Origin of the sequence: Nonomuraea sp. NPDC049750 (genome assembly GCF_040659625.1) — a bacterium.
Taxonomy (GTDB): Bacteria; Actinomycetota; Actinomycetes; order Streptosporangiales; family Streptosporangiaceae; genus Nonomuraea.
Genome location: NZ_JBFANB010000057.1, coordinates 31,059 through 49,471, shown reverse-complemented (window position 1 = coordinate 49,471; position 18,413 = coordinate 31,059). Strand labels below are relative to the sequence as shown.

The 18,413-nt window shown below is 68.4% G+C and carries 13 protein-coding genes; 6 read left to right on the top strand and 7 right to left on the bottom strand.

Going from position 1 to position 18,413, the window contains the following annotated elements:
* Positions 1-713: 713 nt before the first annotated feature.
* From AB0J16_RS58180 to AB0J16_RS58160, 5 genes are read right to left on the bottom strand one after another with little or no spacing between them, the layout of a single operon-like run.
* Positions 714-1,373, bottom strand: a complete 660-nt coding sequence (locus tag AB0J16_RS58180) for a 3'-5' exonuclease (protein WP_358557571.1) — start codon at positions 1,371-1,373, stop codon at positions 714-716.
* Between the two features lie 20 nt (positions 1,374-1,393).
* Positions 1,394-2,662 (bottom strand): hypothetical protein, encoded by a 1,269-nt coding sequence (locus AB0J16_RS58175; RefSeq protein WP_358557568.1) that lies wholly within the window; start codon positions 2,660-2,662, stop codon positions 1,394-1,396.
* Positions 2,659-3,201: a nucleoside-diphosphate kinase gene (locus tag AB0J16_RS58170; RefSeq protein ID WP_358557566.1), complete on the bottom strand. Its 543-nt coding sequence runs from the start codon at positions 3,199-3,201 to the stop codon at positions 2,659-2,661. The genes AB0J16_RS58175 and AB0J16_RS58170 overlap by 4 nt, the downstream gene beginning before the upstream one ends.
* Complete coding sequence (locus tag AB0J16_RS58165; protein ID WP_358557563.1) at positions 3,198-4,208, bottom strand: thymidylate synthase; 1,011 nt, start codon at positions 4,206-4,208, stop codon at positions 3,198-3,200. The genes AB0J16_RS58170 and AB0J16_RS58165 overlap by 4 nt, the downstream gene beginning before the upstream one ends.
* Positions 4,205-4,648, bottom strand: coding sequence for a hypothetical protein (locus AB0J16_RS58160; RefSeq protein ID WP_358557560.1), 444 nt, complete (start codon positions 4,646-4,648; stop codon positions 4,205-4,207). The genes AB0J16_RS58165 and AB0J16_RS58160 overlap by 4 nt, the downstream gene beginning before the upstream one ends.
* 224 nt (positions 4,649-4,872) lie before the next feature.
* On the opposite strand from AB0J16_RS58160, the gene AB0J16_RS58155 reads away from it, so the two are divergent.
* Together AB0J16_RS58155 and AB0J16_RS58150 are read left to right on the top strand one after the other, a co-directional pair.
* Positions 4,873-6,237, top strand: a complete 1,365-nt coding sequence (locus AB0J16_RS58155) for a hypothetical protein (RefSeq protein WP_358557557.1) — start codon at positions 4,873-4,875, stop codon at positions 6,235-6,237.
* Entirely contained in the window at positions 6,234-7,133 is a 900-nt protein-coding gene (locus AB0J16_RS58150; protein ID WP_358557554.1) for an aminoglycoside phosphotransferase family protein, read from the top strand. Before AB0J16_RS58155 ends, AB0J16_RS58150 begins: the two co-directional genes overlap by 4 nt.
* Positions 7,134-8,262: 1,129 nt before the next feature.
* On the opposite strand, the gene AB0J16_RS58145 is transcribed toward AB0J16_RS58150, so the two are convergent.
* Complete coding sequence (locus AB0J16_RS58145) at positions 8,263-11,436, bottom strand: S8 family serine peptidase (protein ID WP_358557551.1); 3,174 nt, start codon at positions 11,434-11,436, stop codon at positions 8,263-8,265.
* A 511-nt stretch (positions 11,437-11,947) separates the two neighbouring features.
* Positions 11,948-12,958, bottom strand: a complete 1,011-nt coding sequence (locus AB0J16_RS58140) for a LacI family DNA-binding transcriptional regulator (RefSeq protein ID WP_358557548.1) — start codon at positions 12,956-12,958, stop codon at positions 11,948-11,950.
* 126 nt (positions 12,959-13,084) lie between these two features.
* On the opposite strand from AB0J16_RS58140, the gene AB0J16_RS58135 reads away from it, so the two are divergent.
* From AB0J16_RS58135 to AB0J16_RS58120, 4 genes are read left to right on the top strand one after another with little or no spacing between them, the layout of a single operon-like run.
* Positions 13,085-14,446 carry an extracellular solute-binding protein gene (locus AB0J16_RS58135; protein ID WP_358557545.1) on the top strand — a complete coding sequence of 454 codons (1,362 nt, stop codon included), beginning with the start codon at positions 13,085-13,087 and terminating at the stop codon, positions 14,444-14,446.
* Positions 14,446-15,360, top strand: a complete 915-nt coding sequence (locus AB0J16_RS58130) for a sugar ABC transporter permease (RefSeq protein ID WP_358557542.1) — start codon at positions 14,446-14,448, stop codon at positions 15,358-15,360. The genes AB0J16_RS58135 and AB0J16_RS58130 overlap by 1 nt, the downstream gene beginning before the upstream one ends.
* Positions 15,357-16,199: a carbohydrate ABC transporter permease gene (locus AB0J16_RS58125; protein ID WP_357952753.1), complete on the top strand. Its 843-nt coding sequence runs from the start codon at positions 15,357-15,359 to the stop codon at positions 16,197-16,199. The genes AB0J16_RS58130 and AB0J16_RS58125 overlap by 4 nt, the downstream gene beginning before the upstream one ends.
* Positions 16,200-16,235: 36 nt before the next feature.
* Positions 16,236-18,365, top strand: a complete 2,130-nt coding sequence (locus AB0J16_RS58120; RefSeq protein WP_358557539.1) for a sugar-binding domain-containing protein — start codon at positions 16,236-16,238, stop codon at positions 18,363-18,365.
* Positions 18,366-18,413 lie beyond the last annotated feature (48 nt).

Here is an 18,413-nt window from a genome sequence, read left to right as displayed (position 1 = left end):
AAGCTCGTCGAGCGGCCGGACGAAGCGCCCTCCGAGGAGGAGTCGCCCATCGCCGCTTAAAAGATCTTGATCCACAAGTATTGACGATTGCTCCCCGGGTGCACGTTGCGATGCTCGGCCGTCCCAAAGGGCGACCGCCACGGCATCTGGTCAGGCAATACGCCTCTCAAGACCAGAAAACCATTCACAAACGATTCACCTATCAAGCAACATACAGGGCCATATCTCCTTCAGAACGCCAGGCGCGTCGCGTGAGCACTACAGGTTCCGAAGTACACAACCAGAAAAGCCCATCAGGAGTATCACCAACTCATGCTTCCCTTGCAAAGAGGGCTGACCACAGTATGAGCTTGGAACGCGTGATCGCCGCCGCCTCGAGGGGCTGGCAGAGCCCCAGGTAGAACAACCCCACCGGCCGTGGCCACGACGTTGCCGAATAACGCGTCGCCGAAAACAACCCTGTGGAGCAAACCTCCAGGTAATTCCCCCCGCTGAGCTACCTGGCCGTGCTCACACGACATGACCGGGTCCCATCTTCTGTCGGATCTCAACTCGGGCGACCGCCGCCGGTGCGCTGTTGTCGTCCAGGTGGCCGACGCGAACTTCCGCCCCGAGCGGCGCCTTACCTCGATCGAGCGACCAGTACACGTCCCCGACTCAGGGGCAACCACCCTGACGCAGGGGTGATCGCACAGCGCTGCGATCAGACTCCCTCACGGGGCATCTGACTGCAGGTCGAGAGTGAGCTGATCCTCATTCTCTCGTTCGGGCTGATGGAGCAGGCCAGCGACGCGCCTGAGCGTCGCCAGACTGGTGTCTGCCTTGTCCGGGAGCCGACCGACCAACTCGGCCAAAACCAGGGCGGCGCCCACCGTGTCCCACAGCGCCCGGTGAGGCTGCCCGTCCGGAACCAACGCCTTCACCTCGTCCTCGAGTCCGTACTGGGCGAGCAGCACGGTCAGGTTCCACCGCTTGATGTCCGGCCGCAGATGGCGGACGAGGCGGGCGGTGTCGATCAGGCCGGCGGGCTCGATGTCGGGCAAGCGCAGGTGGATGAGCCGCCAGTCCACGCCGATGTTGTGGCCGACCAGGATGCGGCCATGCAGCTTCTCGGCGATGCTGCCGCGCAGCGCGTCGAGGTTGGGGGCGTTGGTGAGGGCAGCGCCGGAAAGGCCAGGCGAAATCCAGGGGCGGGGCCGGATCCAGCGGCCGGGGTTGACGATACTGTGCCAGGCCGCGCCCATGTCAGGGCGGCCCTCAGCCAGCGGGACGACCGCGATCTCCAGGATCGCCTCGTTCTGGCGGTCCTGCGCGCCTGTGCCTTCGAGGTCGAGTGCGACGAGCTCGGCGGCCGTCCACGTCTGGTCTTGCATTCAGCGCTCCAGGTGTCGGGTCAGTCGTCTTCGTGGCGGGCGGCGGACGCGAGCCGTTCGCGAGCGCCGGCGAGCAGCGACTGGTCCTCGGTGCTCAGCTCATAGCCTTCCAGGGCGCGGCCGTGGGCGGCATGCACGTGCGGGTGCTCGACCTCCCAGAACTGGAAACCGAACAGGTGCTGAAGGGCGTAGCGGCGCTGCTCGCCGAGCTTGGCGGTCAGGACGTGCCCGTCCTCGATCAGGAAAGGCGTGTTCGTGTCGAATCCGAATGAGTCGAGTGCGGTGCGGATCTCCTCGGTCGTCGGCGGCGTGAGTGCGGCAGCGCAGCGGGCCACCTGCTCGGGCGGGCAGATGTCGCACAGTTCGGGCACGCCGAGGTGCCCGTTGTAGTCGGGGAGCTGCCAGCCGTACGTGACACCGCACGAGGTCTTGCGGAACAGCGGGACCGCGATCCCGGAGTCGCGCCACGCCTGGACAACGCGGGCATCCAACTCCTGAGGGAGGATTTTGCGGCGCTGCCAGTTCTCGCCGTACGGCACCGGCACTCCCAGGCTCTCAAGGTAGGCCGTGTTCTCCTCTTTGTGGTAGTAGCCGGTGAACACGATCGCGTCCACCCGGGCATCGGCCGCGACGCCCAGCACATGCGTCATGGTGTCGGGATCGTCGTTCCAGCCCGGGACAATCGGTCTCCAGTAGAGGATCACCTTCGTACGCAGCTTGTGGCGAGCCGCGGTGATGATGGAATCCACCGTGGTGGTGGACTTGGCGATCGGCTCCACCCGGTCGTCGCGGATGCCGGAGTAGGTGAACAGCAGCGTCGGCCGTACGTGCTTCAGGCCCTCCAGGCGCGCCATGTCGGCCTTGGTGACGTGGAAGCGAGTGATGACGAGTACCAAGTTGGTCAGGCCGCGCCGGTCGAGGTCCTCCAGTACGGCGAAGGTATGCGGCTTCACCCCCGGCAACATCGGGTCCGTCGCCTTGTTGAACAGCTGAATCGGCGTGGTGTCGGCCACGAACTCGGGGTGATCGACGAGCATCTGTACCGCCTCGTCGGTGGGAACGAGCAGTTGCGGGATCTTCTGCTCAAAGTTGCCCCAGAAGTGGCGAACGCAGTACGCGCAGTCCAGCGGGCAGCCGATGATGTGGTTCAGGCTGAGGCCGGATTTACGGTTCGTGATCATCTGCGCCATGTACGGGTGGAGCGTGGCCTGCTGGGTGGCGGGCATCAGGCGCAGGTTCGCGGGTCCGGCCGTGATGGTGTCGGCGGCGATGAAGACGGGCTTGCTCATCGTGTGTGCGCCTCCTGGTCCAGGATGTGTCGGTGCGGTTCGCCGAACCAGATCCTGAATTCGGCCGCCGCGTCGGTGGGGTTGTCGCTGGTGTGGACGAGGTTGCGGATGAACCGCCCCTCGGCGGCGGCTTTCTCGGCGCTGTCGTCGCCGTAGTAGCCGCGGATCGTGATGGACGGCGCGCGGGAGGGGTCATAGTGGCCGAGCAGGTCCCGTACGCGCTGCGCGGTGTCGTTGGTGTAGCCGCGGGCGAGTGCCACCGTCACGGTCGAGCCGACGTAGTGGTCGATGAGGTCGGCACGGACATCGAACGGGAAGCGATGTTGCAGCTCCAGCATGTCGGCGTAGTGCGCGAGGATCTGCTGGGCGGTGACGACCACTTCCCGGATCTGGACGATGGTCACGGTGCCGGCGATCCATTCGAGGATCGGCCTGACGAGCCTGCGCTCTGTCGCGTCGGGCTTGCACATGACGACCGTCCAGTAGTCCCATCCGCCTGGCGGTCTGAGATTCGTGCCGTTAGCCCTGCGCGTGATCATGCCGCTCCCTGCGGTATTCGGTTCGGCCAGCGCCGCTCGACCAGCCAGCGATAGCCCGGGTCCAGCGCTTGGAGGATGTCCGTGCTGACGGGCCGGTCGGTGTGGGTGATCTGCCGGTACGCCTCCCACGCCAGAAGGACCTGCTGCCAGTACGGAGCCAGTCCGGTGTCGGCGACGCTTTCCACGGTGTGCTGCTGGGTGTTGGACCGTAGCCCGCCCTCTTCCTGGGCGAGCAGGCGCAGCGAGGTGAGGCAGGCGTCGGCGGGCATGTCCGGGAAACGGAAGGCCGGCGGCTGGTAACCGTCCGCGCCCACCTCTGCGAGGATCTTCCGGACCTTGGGCCGGTTGGGCAGGTTGACGTGCATCGACCCGACGTGGTGGCTGTAGTGCCCGACCTGTACGCCGAGTTGGTGAGCGGCCAGTTCCTGGAAGACGGTGAAGGAGAAGACGTCGCTCGGCATGCCCATGAACGCGTCGTTGCCGCGCATGTAGCACGTCAGGTGCAGCCGATTCTCGCGAAGCAGGAACTGGGCGGCGATGGTGCAGGACACATCGGGGTTGTCGTCGATCATCAGTTCCGTCGGACTGAAGATCGACAGAACGGCACGTTTGGTGTCGTTGTCCTTGCCCAGCAGGTCCAGCACCCGTTGCCACTGGGTTCGGCCATCAGCTCCGGTGGTGAACAGGCTGCGGCCGTAAGCCGTACCCGTGAGAGTGCTGCCGTCGCGGCTACTGGCCCTCATCATGGGCGCGTAGTAGCCGATCATGTCCAGGTCGGCGCGGCCGGACCAGTACCAGAGCACCTCGGCCCAGTTGTAGGCGAGGTTGATCGGGCGTGTGGCCAGGTACGGCACACGCTGCGTCGGGTCTGTGATGCGGAAGGACACGTCGAGCGATTCCAGGGAGGCGTTGCCTCGCGTGGAGATCCGGTGATCGGGACTCGTCGTTACCTGTCGCAACACCCTGGTGTACGCCTCATGGAAGGTTTGTGCGCACTCAGGTGTCATCGGGGGATCCTTCGGTCGCGGACCATGCTCGTGCGGTCGGCACAGTGGTCCGGGCGTGGTTGTACGGACGAAGGGGTGACCGCTGTAGCGGGGATGGTCATCGGTACTGGCCCGCTCGGCACTCTCGTGCCCGGCAGAACCACCCACAGTTGCCAGGCGGAAGAGTCGTCAGCCTCGTTGCCCTCAAAGTCCAGGTGAGGACGTATGGGGTCGAACGCAAGAATCCGCTGCCACAGCCCTTGCGGGGTGCCGGCCTTCCGGTAGGCGCCGCCCTCGGCCGTTTCGCCGAGGTAGAAGGCGGTGAAGTGCTGGCTGCCGGGCTCCCAGAGCACGAGCCATTGGCCGCAGGTGTGGCGCTGTAGGTGGGCGGCCCACGCCCATCCGAGTTCGTCGGGGACGAACTGGATGCCGCTCGTGATCGGCGGAGAGTTGCTGGTCATCAGAATGCCTCGGGCGGATGTCAGGGGATGGAAACGGGTGCGGAAGGTCCGTATACCCTCCATCACGTACGGTGACGATTCCCTTCCACTCTGGATTCGTACGGCTCAGGCGGGAACACCAGCGAGTCGGGCAGTCAAGAGTCAGACCGCGGTCAGATCGCGGTCAGATTGGCGAGGCTTCGGGCAGGCCGCTGTGCGACGATGCGGACGGAGGGAGACAGCCGATGTCCGAGCCCAATCTGCTGATGCAGCAGGCGCGAGAACGATTGCCGTCCCCTGCCGATCCTGGCGAGCACGCCTCGCGTCAGGAACTGGCAGACCTGGTCAACACCTGGTTGTTCGAGAACCACCACCGGCGGGGCGGCCTGACTCAGGAGTATGTGGGGAAGTTGGAACGCGGCGAAGTGCGCTGGCCCAACCGCGACTATCGAGAGGCACTCCGTACCGTTCTCGGCGCGGAATGTGACCGGGACCTCGGGTTCAGTCGATCACGACGTACCGACTCGGCCGTTACCGTGACAGAAGTGGACCGGAAAGGCTTCATCCGTACCGCGCTGGGGGCAGTCGCCGCTGTCCCGCTCGCCGAGCTGGCCATGCCTGGCCAGATCATCGCACCGCCCCCGGTGGTACATCCCTCCGATATCGCCGAGCTGCGGACCATCGCCAGCGTCTTCACCACCTGGGATCACACCTACGGAGGCTGTCTCGTGCGTGAGGCGGTCGCCGGGCAACTGCGCTTCGCGGTGGGGCTCCTGAAGCAGTCCCGCTGCCCGGTAAAGCTGCATGCTCCCCTGTACTCCGCAGTTGGCTGGCTGGCACACGCGGCGGCATTCATGGCGTTCGACGCCTATGCGCACGAGGACGCCCGCAGGATGTTCGCCCTCGCGCTCACATGCGCGGAGGAGGCGAACGACTGGCATCTCCGGGCCAAGGTGCTGTCCTCGATGGCGCGGCAGGCCATCTGGTGCGGCGACGCCGACAACGGACTGACTCTGGTGGAATTCGCGATGGTGCGGGCCGACCGGTTGACGCCGGCCGAGCGCGCCATGCTGCGTTCGGCCCAGGCGCGGGCATTCGCCAAGCTGGGCCGGGCACAGGAGGCGTGGAGGGCCGTCGAGGACGCGGACACCGAGTTCGACCGCATCCGTCCCAGCGAAGAGAAGCCATGGATGCGGTACTACGACGCCGCCCAGCACTCGGGCGACACCGGCCATGCGCTGTTCGACCTGGTCATCGACGGGATGATCGTCGGCAAGCCAACGGACGGAAAGCCCGTTGGCGAAACAGTCAACGAGAGGTACTTGGGCGAGGCGTCCATGAGACTGACGAATGCGGTGACCGGCCACAGCGCCGCGTACGTTCGGTCTCGCGCGATCAGCGGAATCAAGCTGGCCTCCCTCACCATGGCCACAGGAGATCCTGAGGAAGCGGCCTCCATCGGAGGCCGTGCGGTCACCGACGCGGGGACGGTACGTTCTCGTCGAGCTCAAGACGACATGAAGGAGCTTGCCGGGTTCGCCCTCCCCCACAAGAGTCGGACGCCAGTGGCCGTGTTGCGACACCGCATCCGGGAGGCCGTCCAGGCATGACCCAGACCAGCGACGCCGAGGCGTCCGCGTGGGCCACGCTCGACATGGCCGGCCGCCGCTTAGGACTCGATCCGGCCGGTGCCGAGCTGATCCGGCTCGGCGAGAACGCCCTATACCGGCTTCCCGGCGGGATCGTCGCACGCATCTCCCGCGTCGGCCAGTTTGCCGCCGCGGCGCGCGAAGTGGCTGTGGCGCGCTGGCTCGAGGCCCACCACGTACCCGCCGTCCAGGTATGGCCTGATGTCGACCAGCCCATCGAGGTAGACGGCCGCGCGGTCACCTGGTGGCGAGAGCTACCACCCCACCAACAGGGCACGGCGCTGATGGTCGCGACGACGCTGCGCAGCCTTCACGATCTCCCGCCACCGACCGAGTTCGACATCGGCCGATTGGATCCGTTCGTACGACTCGCAGAGCGGATCGATCGTGCGGCCACTCTCGACGAGTCGGACCGGGCCTGGATGCGCGCCCGCCTGACCGATTTGAGGGCGCGCTACGCAGCGCTACCCGAGGGCCTGCCGGAGACCGTCGTGCATGGGGACGCATGGATCGGCAACGTGGTGAGCACAGACGACGGCGACGTTGTACTGCTCGACCTGGAACGCTGCTCGGTCGGCCCGCCCGAATGGGACCTGACCTCCACGGCCGTCAAGGCTTTCACCTTGGCCGGCATCACCGCCGAGGACTATGGCACCTTCGTCCGGGTATACGGGCACGACGTCACCTCGTGGGCCGGGTTCGAGACGCTGCGGGACATCCGTGAGTTCCGTATGACCTGCATGGCGGCCCAGGTCGCCGCCGAGAATCCCGCTCGACGCGACGAGGTAATGCTGAGGTTGGCGTGTCTCCGTGGCGAGCTTGGGCCGAGGCCCTGGCCCTGGACAGCCGTACCATAGCGTCGCATCGTTTCCATGATCGGCGTGGGCCTGAGTGGCCAGGTATCTCTCACACGCCCGTGATAGGACCTCGATCACCAGATCGTGCGCGAGGCCGCCATCAGCGCGGAGGCCGCCACGTGCCTGATTGGATACTAGACACCGGGACTTCTCCAGTTACGATGCTCGGCCGCCCCGAAGGGCGACCGCCACAGCACCAGCTCGACCGGGATACGCAGGCAGAACGAGTTGCGATGCTCGGCCACCCGGAAGGGTGACCGCCACCAGCGCGGTCACTACCGCGCCACCCACTGTGGACGCGTTGCGATGCTCGGCCACCCGGAAGGGTGACCGCCACGACTCGGCGTCAGCCGCGCTGCTGTACCAGTACGTGTTGCGATGCTCGACCGCGCCGAAGGGCGACCGACACCTCGGTGCGACGGTGCTGACGATCGCGTGGATCGTCGTTGCGATGCTCGGCCGCTCCGAAGGGCGACCGCCACCTGCGTCAGGTTCGGATTGTCGCAGAGCTGGAACGAGTTGCGATGCTCGGCCGCCCCGAAGGGCGACCGCCACCGCCACATCGATCAGCGTGTCCACGTCGTCAGTGGAGTTGCGATGCTCGGCCGCCCCGGAGGGCGACCGCCACGTCTTGAGCGGGATCAGCGGGTCCGGCAGGGGTCAGTTGCGATGCTCGGCCGCCCCGAAGGGCGACCGCCACGGCCCCTGATCAGGCAATACGCCTCTCAAGACCAGAAACCATTCACAAACGATTCACCTATCAAGCAACATACAGGGCTATATCTCCCTCGGAACACCCAGCGCATCGCATGAGCACTACAGGTTCCGAAGCACACGACCAGAAAAGCCCATCAGCAGTATCACCAACCCACATCCCCCTTGCACAGAGGACCTGGCCACAGTACGAGCCTGGAACGCATAATCGCCGCCACCCCGAGGACGGAAAGCGCTCCAGGCCCAGCACCCGGGCATCGTCAGCGCCCACGACATCGCCGACCCACGTATCGCCGCAAAGAACGCAGTGGAGCACGCCTCAAAACAAGTCCGGCCCCCGAGCCCTCAGAGCGGCGAGATCCTCACACAACCGTCCTGACCGGACCCGGCCAGGACGGTGGGTGTGGCCGGCCGGTCAGCCGATGGCGTAGGCGCGGGTGATCGTCTGGGTCAGTCCGATGCCCTCCGCGTCGGTCACCACCGCGCGGAGCGAGACGAACCCGGCCTCACCCGGGTTCGGCACCATGGCGGACCAGCCCGAGCCGGTACGGACGACCGGGATCTTGCGCCAGTTCGCGCCGTCGTCGCCGGACATCTCCAGCCGGACCGACTTCGCCTTCACCGGCGCGGACCCGGCGTTGCGCTCGATCCGGATGGGCAGGCGGGTCACGCTGCCCGGCTTGGCGCGGTTCGAGGTGTCCAGGCCCTCGGGGTCGTACCGGACCGCGGTCAGCGGCAGCGGCTGCGCCTTGGCCGTGGTCGCGGACGGGAAGGTCCAAACGGACTCCACCCCGGTGGACAGCGCCGAGTGCGGGACCTGCCTGCGCATCGACGCGGTCAGCGTGTACGAACCGCGCCCGGAGGGAAGGTCGGCGCGCAGCCGGCATCCGTCCTGCTCGTAGACCCAGCAGCCGGCGAGGTCGGCGGTGGCCAGCACCTGCCCGTCCTTGGCGAGGGTGGCGACGCCGGTGGCGGCGGTGTCCGACCCCGTCCGGCCCGCGCCTCCGTCGGAGAACAGCCCCACTCCCGAGAAGGTCAGCTTGTCGCCGGTACGGTCGCCGCCCGGCAGCAGGAACGCCGGCCCGATGACCGCGGCGTTCCAGACCTCGCTGGTCTGGCCGCGCTTCAGGGCCTTGCCGCCGTCGAACATCAGTGAGGTGCCGACCTGGAGCCCGCTCTCGTAGGTCAGCCCGGGGGTGCGGTACTGGATGAGCGTGCCGGGCAGGGTGATGTCGCCGACCAGCGGCCCCAAGGTCGAGCCGGGGAAATCAGGGTTACGCAGTCCGGACATCGGCGTGCCCGTGGCCGCCGCTCCCGCGGCCCGGTAGGTCGCGGTGACCTTCGCCAGATCCTTCTGCCGGAAGTTGTGGGCAGGATCCTCGGGGAGGCCGTCGGTGCGGTGGTCGACGATGTGGTAGGCGTACGGGCTGGGAGAGGCGTCCTTGCTGAGCCACGTGGTCTCCACACCGTAGGTCAGACCTGCCTGACGGCTGGGAACGACGAAGAGGTTGTCGTTGACGTCGCCATTCGTCGACCACCAGGAGTTCCAGGCGCCGTGGGTCACCCCGAGGGCGTAACCGCGCTGACGTTCGGCGCTCGGATCGTCAAGCGTGATCTTGGCCGCTTTGCCCTGGCGCGCGTCCACCGTCAGCTTCTGGTCGCCGCCGTCGATCTTCAGCGCGGGGTCGGCGATCGTCATCACCCACTTCCCGTCGACCTTCTCCGCGATCTCGGTGTAGACGCTCCAGTCGCCCTCGGGCAGTCGTACCTTGGCCACACCGTCCCGGAAGGCCGGCTGGTGGAGGGCTCCGGTCTTCGCGTCGTAGATCTGGCTCTGCATGGGGTTGATGGGCCGGCCCTGCTTGCCGACGACGGTGAGCGTGACGTCGTAGGACTCGGGCTCGACGTAGGCGCCGGCCAGCGTGCGGACCACCGTCTCGCCCGACCTGGCGGTGACCGTTCCCGGGTAGTCGCCCGGCGCCTTGCCACCGGCGTCGATGGTGAGCGTGACCGAGGCCGTGCCCTTGGCCGGGACCGTGACCTGATCGGCCGGCAGCTTCAGCACCTCGCCCTGAGCCGACAGGTCGAGGGTGATCGACGCGTCGCTGGCGTTGGCGTACGTGATCGTTTTGGTGGTGACCCGCTCGTCGGCGGCGTTCCAGGGGAAGGCCGCCCAAAGGTTGCCCGGCGCGACCGTGACCTGCTGTTTCAGCACGCGTACCAGGTCGATCAGCCCGGCTCCCTGCTGATAGAGCGTCGCGTCCTGAGCGGGCGCGGCGCTGCCGATCAGCGCGGCCTTGAGCTGCGCGCCGGTCCACTCCGGGTGGCGCTGAGCCAGGATCGCCGCTGCTCCCGCCACGTGCGGGCTGGCCATCGAGGTGCCGCTGAGCGGCCGGTGGAGGCCGTCGGCGGTGCCCGCCGCGGCCGCGGCGACGATGTTCACGCCCGGCGCGGTCACGTCGGGTTTGATCGCGTGGTCGCTCACTCGCGGCCCCGGGCTGGAGAATTCGGCCAGGCGGCCCTTCTTGTCCACCGCGCCCACGGTCAGCGCCGCCTCAGCGCTACCGGGACTGGTAACCCTGCCGCTGGCGCCGCCATTTCCCGCCGCCGCGACGAACAGCGTGCCGGTCCGCTCAGAAAGCGTGTTGACGGCCTGCTCCAGGGGGTCCAGATCGAGGCTGTCGGTGTCGCCGAAGCTCATGTTGACGACCTTGGCCTTGACTTCGACGGACGCCCACTCCATGCCGGCGAGGATGGCCGAATCGGTCGGACCCGCGGGGCCGCCCACTTTCCCGATGGCCAGCGTCGCCTCCGGTGCCACGCCCCGATACTTCTGGTCCCTTCCCGCCACGATCGAGGCGACATGAGTGCCGTGGCCGAGGGAGTCGCGGATGTCGGGTTCGTCGCTGAAGTTGCGCTCCTGCTGAACCGCGTCCTTCAGGTCCGGATGGTCGGGGTCGTAGCCGGAGTCAAGGACCGCGACGGTGACGCCCTTGCCCGTCATGCCCTGCTGCCACGCCTGCGGGGCGCCGATCTGCTTGACGCTCTCGTCCAGCGAGAACGACCTGCGGCCGTCCAGCCACAGCTTGGTACGGCCCGCCGTCAGGGCGCGGGCGCCGCCGCCCGTCAGGTCCTTCCAGGTCTGGGCGGCGTTCGCCTTCGGCACGCGCGCCGCGCTCATCCCGAGGCTGGATAACTGGCGGACCCGCTGGGCGCCCTGCGGTGCGACGGCCTGCCCGGCGGTCCCTTGCGAGATCACGGGTATGTCGGGGGTGTCGGCGTCGCCGTACTTCCAGGCCAGGAGCTGGGTGACGTCGAACAGTCGCCGGTCCAGCACACCCTGGGCGATCAGCGGCGTGGCGTCGGCGGGTATCACGTACAGGTGGCCTCCGAGCACCTGGCTCGTGAAGTCCGCCCGCCTGCCGGGACCGGGCACCACACGGTGCCCCGGCCCGGTGACCACGACCCGGTCACCGGTGATCAGGGTCACCCCGTTCTCCTGCCGAGGCGGGGCCGGCTGGGCCCACGCCGGCGTGACGCCGATTGCTCCCGCCGCGAGGGCGGCGATGAGCGACTTGCCTAAGTTCACGGTCTACCTCATAGACGTAGGTTGATGATCTTCTCCTCTACTATTCACCGAAAGGCGCATTCATCTTCCTGATCACAAAATTTCGTGCCGCCTGGTGACGCACAGCGAGACGCCCGGCGAGGAGCTTTCCCTGCCGAGCGTCCTTCGTTGGGGTGGAGCGTTGATCTCAACGGCGATGGCGGCGACGGCGGCGCGCGAGCGCCGCACCACTGCTGTCACTACTGGACAGACCCGGAGGCGCAGGAACCGGCGGGCGGCTCATGCCGAACAAGCACAGGATAGACATGGTGTTCTCCGTGGGATTCTGGTGTCAGCGGGGGCGGGTGCTGCCCCCGCTCTCCACGTTAGAACACCCCGTGCGCCCCCATCCTGCCCGCCGAAAGGGCTTCTGACCTGGATTTTCCTCTCCCGCACCCATGCTGAGAACCAAGCCCCGGCGCCGTCCACCGCGCTTTGCGCCGCGGATATGTCGTTGTGGCGTTCCGGCCCTGTTAGGAAAGACTCCGCCCGCTCAGAGAGCGGTGCTCTCCCGGACGATGAGGCGGTGGGGGACGACGATCTCCGACGGCGTGGGCGCCGAGCCGTTGATCGTCTCGATGAGGACGCCCACCGCCAGCCGGGCGATCTCCGCCTTGTCCGGGGCGACCGTGGTGAGGCTGGGCGTGCTGTACTGGCCCTCCTCGATGTCGTCGATGCCGACCACCGCGACGTCGTCCGGGATGCGGCGCCCGGCCCTGTTCAGGGCGCGCATCGCGCCGAGGGCGAGCAGGTCGTTGTAGCAGAACACGGCGTCGGGCGGGTCGGGCAGCGCGAGCAGCCGCTCCATCGCCTCCAGGCCCAGACGCCGGTGGAAGCGCGGGGTCGGGACGATGAGCCGCTCATCGACATCAAGTCCCATCCGGGCGTGCGCCTGACGGTAGCCGGACGTACGCAGCTGCGCGGTCTCGCCGGTCGCGTACGGCTGGTCGCCGATGGCGGCGACGCGGCGGCGGCCCTGCTCCAGCAGGTGCCCGGTGGCCGTACGGGCGGCGGCGACGTTGTCGATGGCGACGTGGTGGAAGCTGCCGTTGAAGATGTGCTCGCCGAGCAGCACGATCGGGACCCGGTTGCCCCGGCCGCGCAGCTCCTCGGCGGAGATGGCCAGCGGGCTCAGCAGCAGGCCGTCGAACATGCTGGCCCGCGAGTCACGGGCCAGCAGCTCACGCTCCCGCTCGGCGTCGCCGTCGGTCTGGTCGACCATCACGACGTAGCCGTGCGCCCGGGCCGCGGTGATCACCTCGCGCACCAGCTCGGCGAAGTAGGGGACGTCCAGCTCGGGGACGACCAGGCCGATCATCCCCGTGCGGCCCTGCTTGAGGTTGCGGGCGATCAGGTTGGGCCGGTAACCCACCTCGTCCAGCACGACCTGCACCCGGGCCCGCAGCTCGTCGGAGACCGGCGCGTAGCCGTTGACCACGTTGGACACCGTGCGGATTGAGACGTTCGCCCGCTTGGCGACGTCACGCAACGTTGGACGGGCCATGTTCCTCCTCTGCGGTTGGTGTGATCATAACTCACTCTTGCATCGTTGCAGAGGAGTATGCATGATGTCTGCATCGTTGCAGAGCATTTCCGCCGACTGTGCCGTACCCCCGTCCGAGGAGTAGAGATGTCCACACCCGCCATGGCCCGCCGCGGCTTCCTCAAGGGAGCGCTCGGAATCGGCGCGCTGGCCGCGGCCGGCGCCTGCGCTCCCGGCGGCGGCACCAGCGCGGCTCCGAGCAAGCTGGCCAAGCCCACCGTCACGGCGTCCACGTCCGCCAAGGGCGAGATCACGATCTGGAACCGGTCCGGTGACCTGTTCAAGGTGTTCGACGCGGCGATCGGCAAGTTCCGGGAGGCCTATCCCGGGGTCAAGGTGAACCACCTGGCCGTCGACATCGACGCCAAGCTGGCCAACACCCTGATCAGCGGCACCGACGTACCGGACGGCAGCTTCTGGGACGACGCCAAGATCGGCGGTCAGTCCGAGCACCTGTACGACCTGACCGACCTGATCGCCCCCTACCGCGACAAGGTCGCCCCGTACAAGCTGTCCGTCAACACCGTCGGCGGCAAGATCTTCGGCGTGCCGTGGGACCTGGACCCCGGCCTGCTCTGGTACCGCGAGGACATCCTCCAGGACGCCGGCGTCGACCCGGCCGGGATCGGCACCTACGACGACCTGCTGACCGCGGCCCGGACGATCAAGGAGAAGGACCCGAAGTCCAAGCCCATCCACTTGGACAAGAATCCGTTCCTCGGCCAGCTCTGGCTGGAGATGCTGGCCAACCAGCAGGGCACGAGCCTGGCCGACGCGCAGGGCAAGCTCCGGCTGGAGTCGGCCGAGTACCGGCGGACCCTGACCTGGATCCAGGACGCGGTCAAGGGCGACCTGGTCACCCACGCGCCCTACCTGGAAGCGGCCGACATCAACACCCTCGACAGCGGGCAGCAGGTGTTCGTCCCGTGGGCGATCTGGTGGTCGTTCGCGCCGCAGCAGCTGCTCAAGGCCACCAAGGGCAAGTGGCGGGCCGCGCCCCTGCCCGCGTGGACGCCCGGCGGCGCCCGCAGCGGCGCCATGGGCGGCAGCAGCTTCGTCATCCCCGCCAAGGCGAAGAACCCCGACCTGGCCTGGCTGCTGTATGAGTTCCTGTGCTTCACCGAGCCCGGCTGCACGGCCGTCTACGGCCCCAACAGCATCTACCCCGGTGGCCTGTCCACCTCCGTGCCCTCCTTCACCCCGGCGCTGAAGCCGGACAAGCCGCTGTTCAAGCCGATCGACGCGCTCGGCGGCCAGGACCTGTGGAAGGTCGCCGTCGAGGCCGCCGCCACCATCCCGGCCGCCGCGCCGATCCCCGTGTGGTGGGCCCAGTCCGTGGACTATCTCGGTGACAACACCCAGCGCCTGATCGAGGGGAAGATGTCCCCCGACGACGTGATCGCCGAGTCGGCCAAGAAGATCCAGCGCAACCTGATCGACCGGGCCTGATGTCGACTCTCACCGCCACGACGGCCGGGCGGGCCGCCACCGGCTCGCGGCGCCTGCCCCGGCTCTCGCCGTACCTGTTCATCGCGCCGTTCTTCGCGGTCTTCGCGGCCTTCGGCGTCTACCCGCTGATCTACGCGCTGCGCCTCAGTCTCACCCGCTGGCGCGGCGCGGGCGAGGCCACCTGGGTCGGCGTGGGCAACTACGTCTACCTGCTGACCAACCCCGACTTCTGGGCCTCGCTCGGCAACAGCGCGGTGATGTGGCTGCTGATCGTGCCGGTCCAGGTCATCGCCGGGCTGGGCGCGGCGGTGCTGCTGGCCAACGCGCGGCTGCGGCTGCGCGGGCTGTTCAGGGTCGCCTTCATCGCGCCGTTCGTGACGCCGCTGGTGGCCATGGCGCAGGTGTGGATCGTGGTGTTCGACGAGAACTACGGGCTGGTCAACCACGTGCTCGGGCTGGTGGGCCTGCCCGCCGTCGGCTGGCTGACCTCCACCGCGTGGGCCAAGCCGACGCTCGCGCTGCTGTTCCTGTGGAAGACCACCGGCTTCGCGATCATCATCCTGCTCGCCGGGCTCCAGGCCGTACCGGGTGCCGTGTACGAGGCCGCCTCGATCGACGGCGCCTCGCGGTGGCGGCAGTTCTGGTCGCTGACCGTGCCGCTCGTCCGGCGCAGCATCGCCTTCCTGGTGGTCGTGCAGACGCTGGCGGTCTTCCAGATGTTCGCCGAGCCGTACGTGGTCACCGAGGGCGGCCCCTACGGCTCCACCACCACGGCCGGCCTCTACCTCTATGACCACATCTCGGCATCCGACCTGGGCACCGGTGCCGCCAACTCCTTCCTGCTGGTGCTGCTGGTGTTCGGCCTCTCGCTGGGCGCGGTCCGGCTGCTGCGCCCGAAAGAGGAGGTCTCATGAAGCAGGCCAGGCCCGGTCCGGTGCAGTACGTGGTGCTCGCGCTGCTCGCCGTCGCGTTCCTGTACCCGATCTGGTGGGCGCTCAGCTCCTCGCTCAAGCCAGCCGCCGAGATCATCACCAGCCCGCTGTCGGTGGGCGGCCCGACCCTGGACAACTATCGGGCCATGTTCGCCGACGTGCCGATCGGCACCGGCTTCGTGAACACCGCGCTGGTCCTGGCGGTCAAGGGCGCGATGACGATGGTGTTCTGCCCGCTGGCCGGCTACGCCTTCGCCAAGTACACCTTCCCCGGCAAGAACGCGCTGTTCGGGGTGGTGATGCTCACGCTGATGCTGCCGACCCTGGTGCTGATCATCCCGCTGCTGCTGGAGATGAGCTCGCTGGGCTGGGTCAACACCTACCAGGCGCTGATCCTGCCGGGCAGCGTCGACGCCTTCAGCATCTTCTGGATGCGCCAGGTCATCGCCGCCATCCCGGACGAACTGCTCGACGCCGGGCGGGTGGACGGCGCGAGCGAGTTCGGGGTCTTCGCCCGGGTCGTCATCCCGGTGATCCGGCCCGGCCTGGCCGCGCTGGCCGTGCTGACCACCATGAACATCTACAACGACTTCGTCTGGCCGGTCGTCGCCGTCAACGACACCGCGCACCAGACGGTCCAGGTGGTGCTGTCGACCCTGGCGCAGAACGTCACCGGCAACCGCGTCGGCGCCGACTTCGCCACGGTCTGGGGTGAGCTGCTCGCCGCCGGCAGCATCGCCATGCTGCCGCTGCTGGTGATCTTCATCCTGCTGCAGCGCCACTTCATCAGCGGAATCCTCGCCGGCAGCGTCAAAGGCTGACCGCGCACACCTTCTCATGATCGGAGCACCCTTCCAATGACGCCGCGTGCGGAATACCCGCGCCCCCACTTCGACCGGTCGCACACCTGGTCGAGCCTGAACGGCGACTGGGACTTCCGGGCCGACGCCGACCAGCACTGGGACCGGACCATCAGCGTGCCGTTCGCCTGGGAGACCCCGGCCTCCGGCATCGAGGCCCACTGGCTGCCGGTCGCCTGGTACCGCCGCCGGATCACCGTCCCCGCCGGCTGGGCGGGGCAGCGGATCGTCCTGCACTTCGGGGCCGTGCACCACGAGGCCACCGTCTGGGTCAACGGCACCGAGGTGGCCCGCCACGTGGGCGGCTACACGCCGTTCGAGGCGGACATCACCGACGCGCTGCGCGAGGGCGAGCAGGAGATCCTGGTACGGGTCTCCTCCCCCGCCGACAAGCGGGAGATCGCGCACGGCAAGCAGCGCAGCATCCCGCGCGACGACTTCGACGGCGTGTGCTTCACTCCTTCGTCGGGCATCTGGCAGAGCGTCTGGCTGGAGGCGCGGCCCGCCACCCACGTGGCCGCGCTGAAGCTGCGCCCGGCCGAGGGGCTGGACGGCATCGAGGTCGAGGCCCGCGTCGAGGGCCCGGCTCCGGCGACACTCCGGCTGACCGTGCGCGGCCACGGAACGACGGTGGAGATCCCGGTCTCCGACGGCGCCGCGCCGCAGGCCGATGGCGACGCCGGTCACGCCGCACCGCAGGCCGATGGCGGTGTGGCGCGGGCCGTGCCGCAGGCCAGAGGCCGTGTCGTGCGAACCGTGCTGCAAATCGCCGAGCCGCGCCTGTGGTCGCCCGAGGACCCGCACCTGTACCACGTGGACGCCGAACTGGTCTCGGCCGACGGCACCGACCGGGTCGCCGGCTACACCGGGCTGCGCCGGATCGAGGTGTCCGGTGAGGACCTGTACCTCAACGGCCAGCGCCTGTTCGTGCGCGGCGTGCTCGACCAGGGCTACTGGCCGCGTACCGGCATCACCGCGCCCGACGACGCCGCGCTGCGCCGCGACCTCGAACTGGCCGCCGCGGCGGGCTACAACCTGGTGCGTAAGCATCTCAAGCTGGAGGATCCGCGCTTCGTTCACCATGCCGACACGCTCGGCATGCTCCTCTGGGCCGAACCCGCCGCCACCGGCCGGTTCTCGGCGGAGTCGGTCGCCGCCTTCGAGGCGCAGATCGCCCCGATGACCGAGCGCGACGGCAACTCCCCCGCGATCGTCATCTGGGGCCTGTACAACGAGGAGTGGGGCCTGGACTGGGACATTCCCGGCGACCCGGCCAAGCAGGAGGCCGCGGCCCGCGCGTACGACCTGCTCAAGGCCCTCGACCCGACCCGGCCCGCGGTCGAAAACTCCGGCTGGGCGCACGTGAAGACGGACCTGCTCGACTGGCACTACTACGACGAGTCGGCCGCCTCCTGGGGCCGGACGATCGCCGCGCTGCTGAACGGCGACCAGGACGACTTCCCCGTCCCGCTCGGCCCCGACTACGTGGTCCGCAAGAAGCTGACCGGGTCGCCGTCGCAGCCGCTGCGCGGTCTGCCCAACCTGAACAGCGAGTACGGGACCGGCTTCACCAGCGTGCAGCGCGGCTGGCAGCTGCGCTGGCAGACCCAGGAGATGCGCCGCCACGACCGGCTGGCCGGCTACGTCTACACCGAGATGTACGACATCGAGCACGAGTCGGCCGGGCTGCTGGACTTCGAGCGCCGCCCCAAGGACCTGGCCGGGGTGGATCCGGCGCACGTCAACGCCACGACGACGCTCGTCCTGGATGTGGTCCCGGTCGCCCCCGGCCGTGACCTGCTCAGCGAGACCGGGCGGGTCACGGTCCCGGTCCGGATCTCCCATCACGGAACGGACTCCGTCAGCGGCCACCTGCACACCGCCTGGTCCCCCGTCTTCGGGCCCGCGCCCGCGCGAGCGGGAACGGCCGGGGAGCGGGCCGAGGCCAAACCGTTCCTGCTCGGCGCGCCCGCCGAGGTGCACGCCGAACTGCCCGACGGCTGGACCAGCGGCCGCCTGCACATCGCCCTCGTGTCCGACGACGGCATCGTCCTGGCCCGCTCCGCAGTCGATGTGGACACCCACATCGCCCCGGTCATCGGCGACGACCCCCAGGCCCGCCCCTGAGCACAGCCGAAAACGTCCCGGTGAGATCCGCTCACCGGGCCCCACCCC

What these genes read in the sequence shown, in the direction of transcription:
- AB0J16_RS58165 (WP_358557563.1), bottom strand. Translation starts at nt 4,208, where the DNA reads ATGACACCTGAGTGCGCACAAACCTTCCATGAGGCGTACACCAGGGTG.
- AB0J16_RS58150 (WP_358557554.1), top strand. Translation starts at nt 6,234, where the DNA reads ATGACCCAGACCAGCGACGCCGAGGCGTCCGCGTGGGCCACGCTCGAC.
- AB0J16_RS58155 (WP_358557557.1), top strand. Translation starts at nt 4,873, where the DNA reads ATGTCCGAGCCCAATCTGCTGATGCAGCAGGCGCGAGAACGATTGCCG.
- AB0J16_RS58140 (WP_358557548.1), bottom strand. Translation starts at nt 12,958, where the DNA reads ATGGCCCGTCCAACGTTGCGTGACGTCGCCAAGCGGGCGAACGTCTCA.
- AB0J16_RS58170 (WP_358557566.1), bottom strand. Translation starts at nt 3,201, where the DNA reads ATGATCACGCGCAGGGCTAACGGCACGAATCTCAGACCGCCAGGCGGA.
- AB0J16_RS58180 (WP_358557571.1), bottom strand. Translation starts at nt 1,373, where the DNA reads ATGCAAGACCAGACGTGGACGGCCGCCGAGCTCGTCGCACTCGACCTC.
- AB0J16_RS58175 (WP_358557568.1), bottom strand. Translation starts at nt 2,662, where the DNA reads ATGAGCAAGCCCGTCTTCATCGCCGCCGACACCATCACGGCCGGACCC.
- AB0J16_RS58130 (WP_358557542.1), top strand. Translation starts at nt 14,446, where the DNA reads ATGTCGACTCTCACCGCCACGACGGCCGGGCGGGCCGCCACCGGCTCG.
- AB0J16_RS58120 (WP_358557539.1), top strand. Translation starts at nt 16,236, where the DNA reads ATGACGCCGCGTGCGGAATACCCGCGCCCCCACTTCGACCGGTCGCAC.
- AB0J16_RS58135 (WP_358557545.1), top strand. Translation starts at nt 13,085, where the DNA reads ATGTCCACACCCGCCATGGCCCGCCGCGGCTTCCTCAAGGGAGCGCTC.
- AB0J16_RS58125 (WP_357952753.1), top strand. Translation starts at nt 15,357, where the DNA reads ATGAAGCAGGCCAGGCCCGGTCCGGTGCAGTACGTGGTGCTCGCGCTG.
- AB0J16_RS58160 (WP_358557560.1), bottom strand. Translation starts at nt 4,648, where the DNA reads ATGACCAGCAACTCTCCGCCGATCACGAGCGGCATCCAGTTCGTCCCC.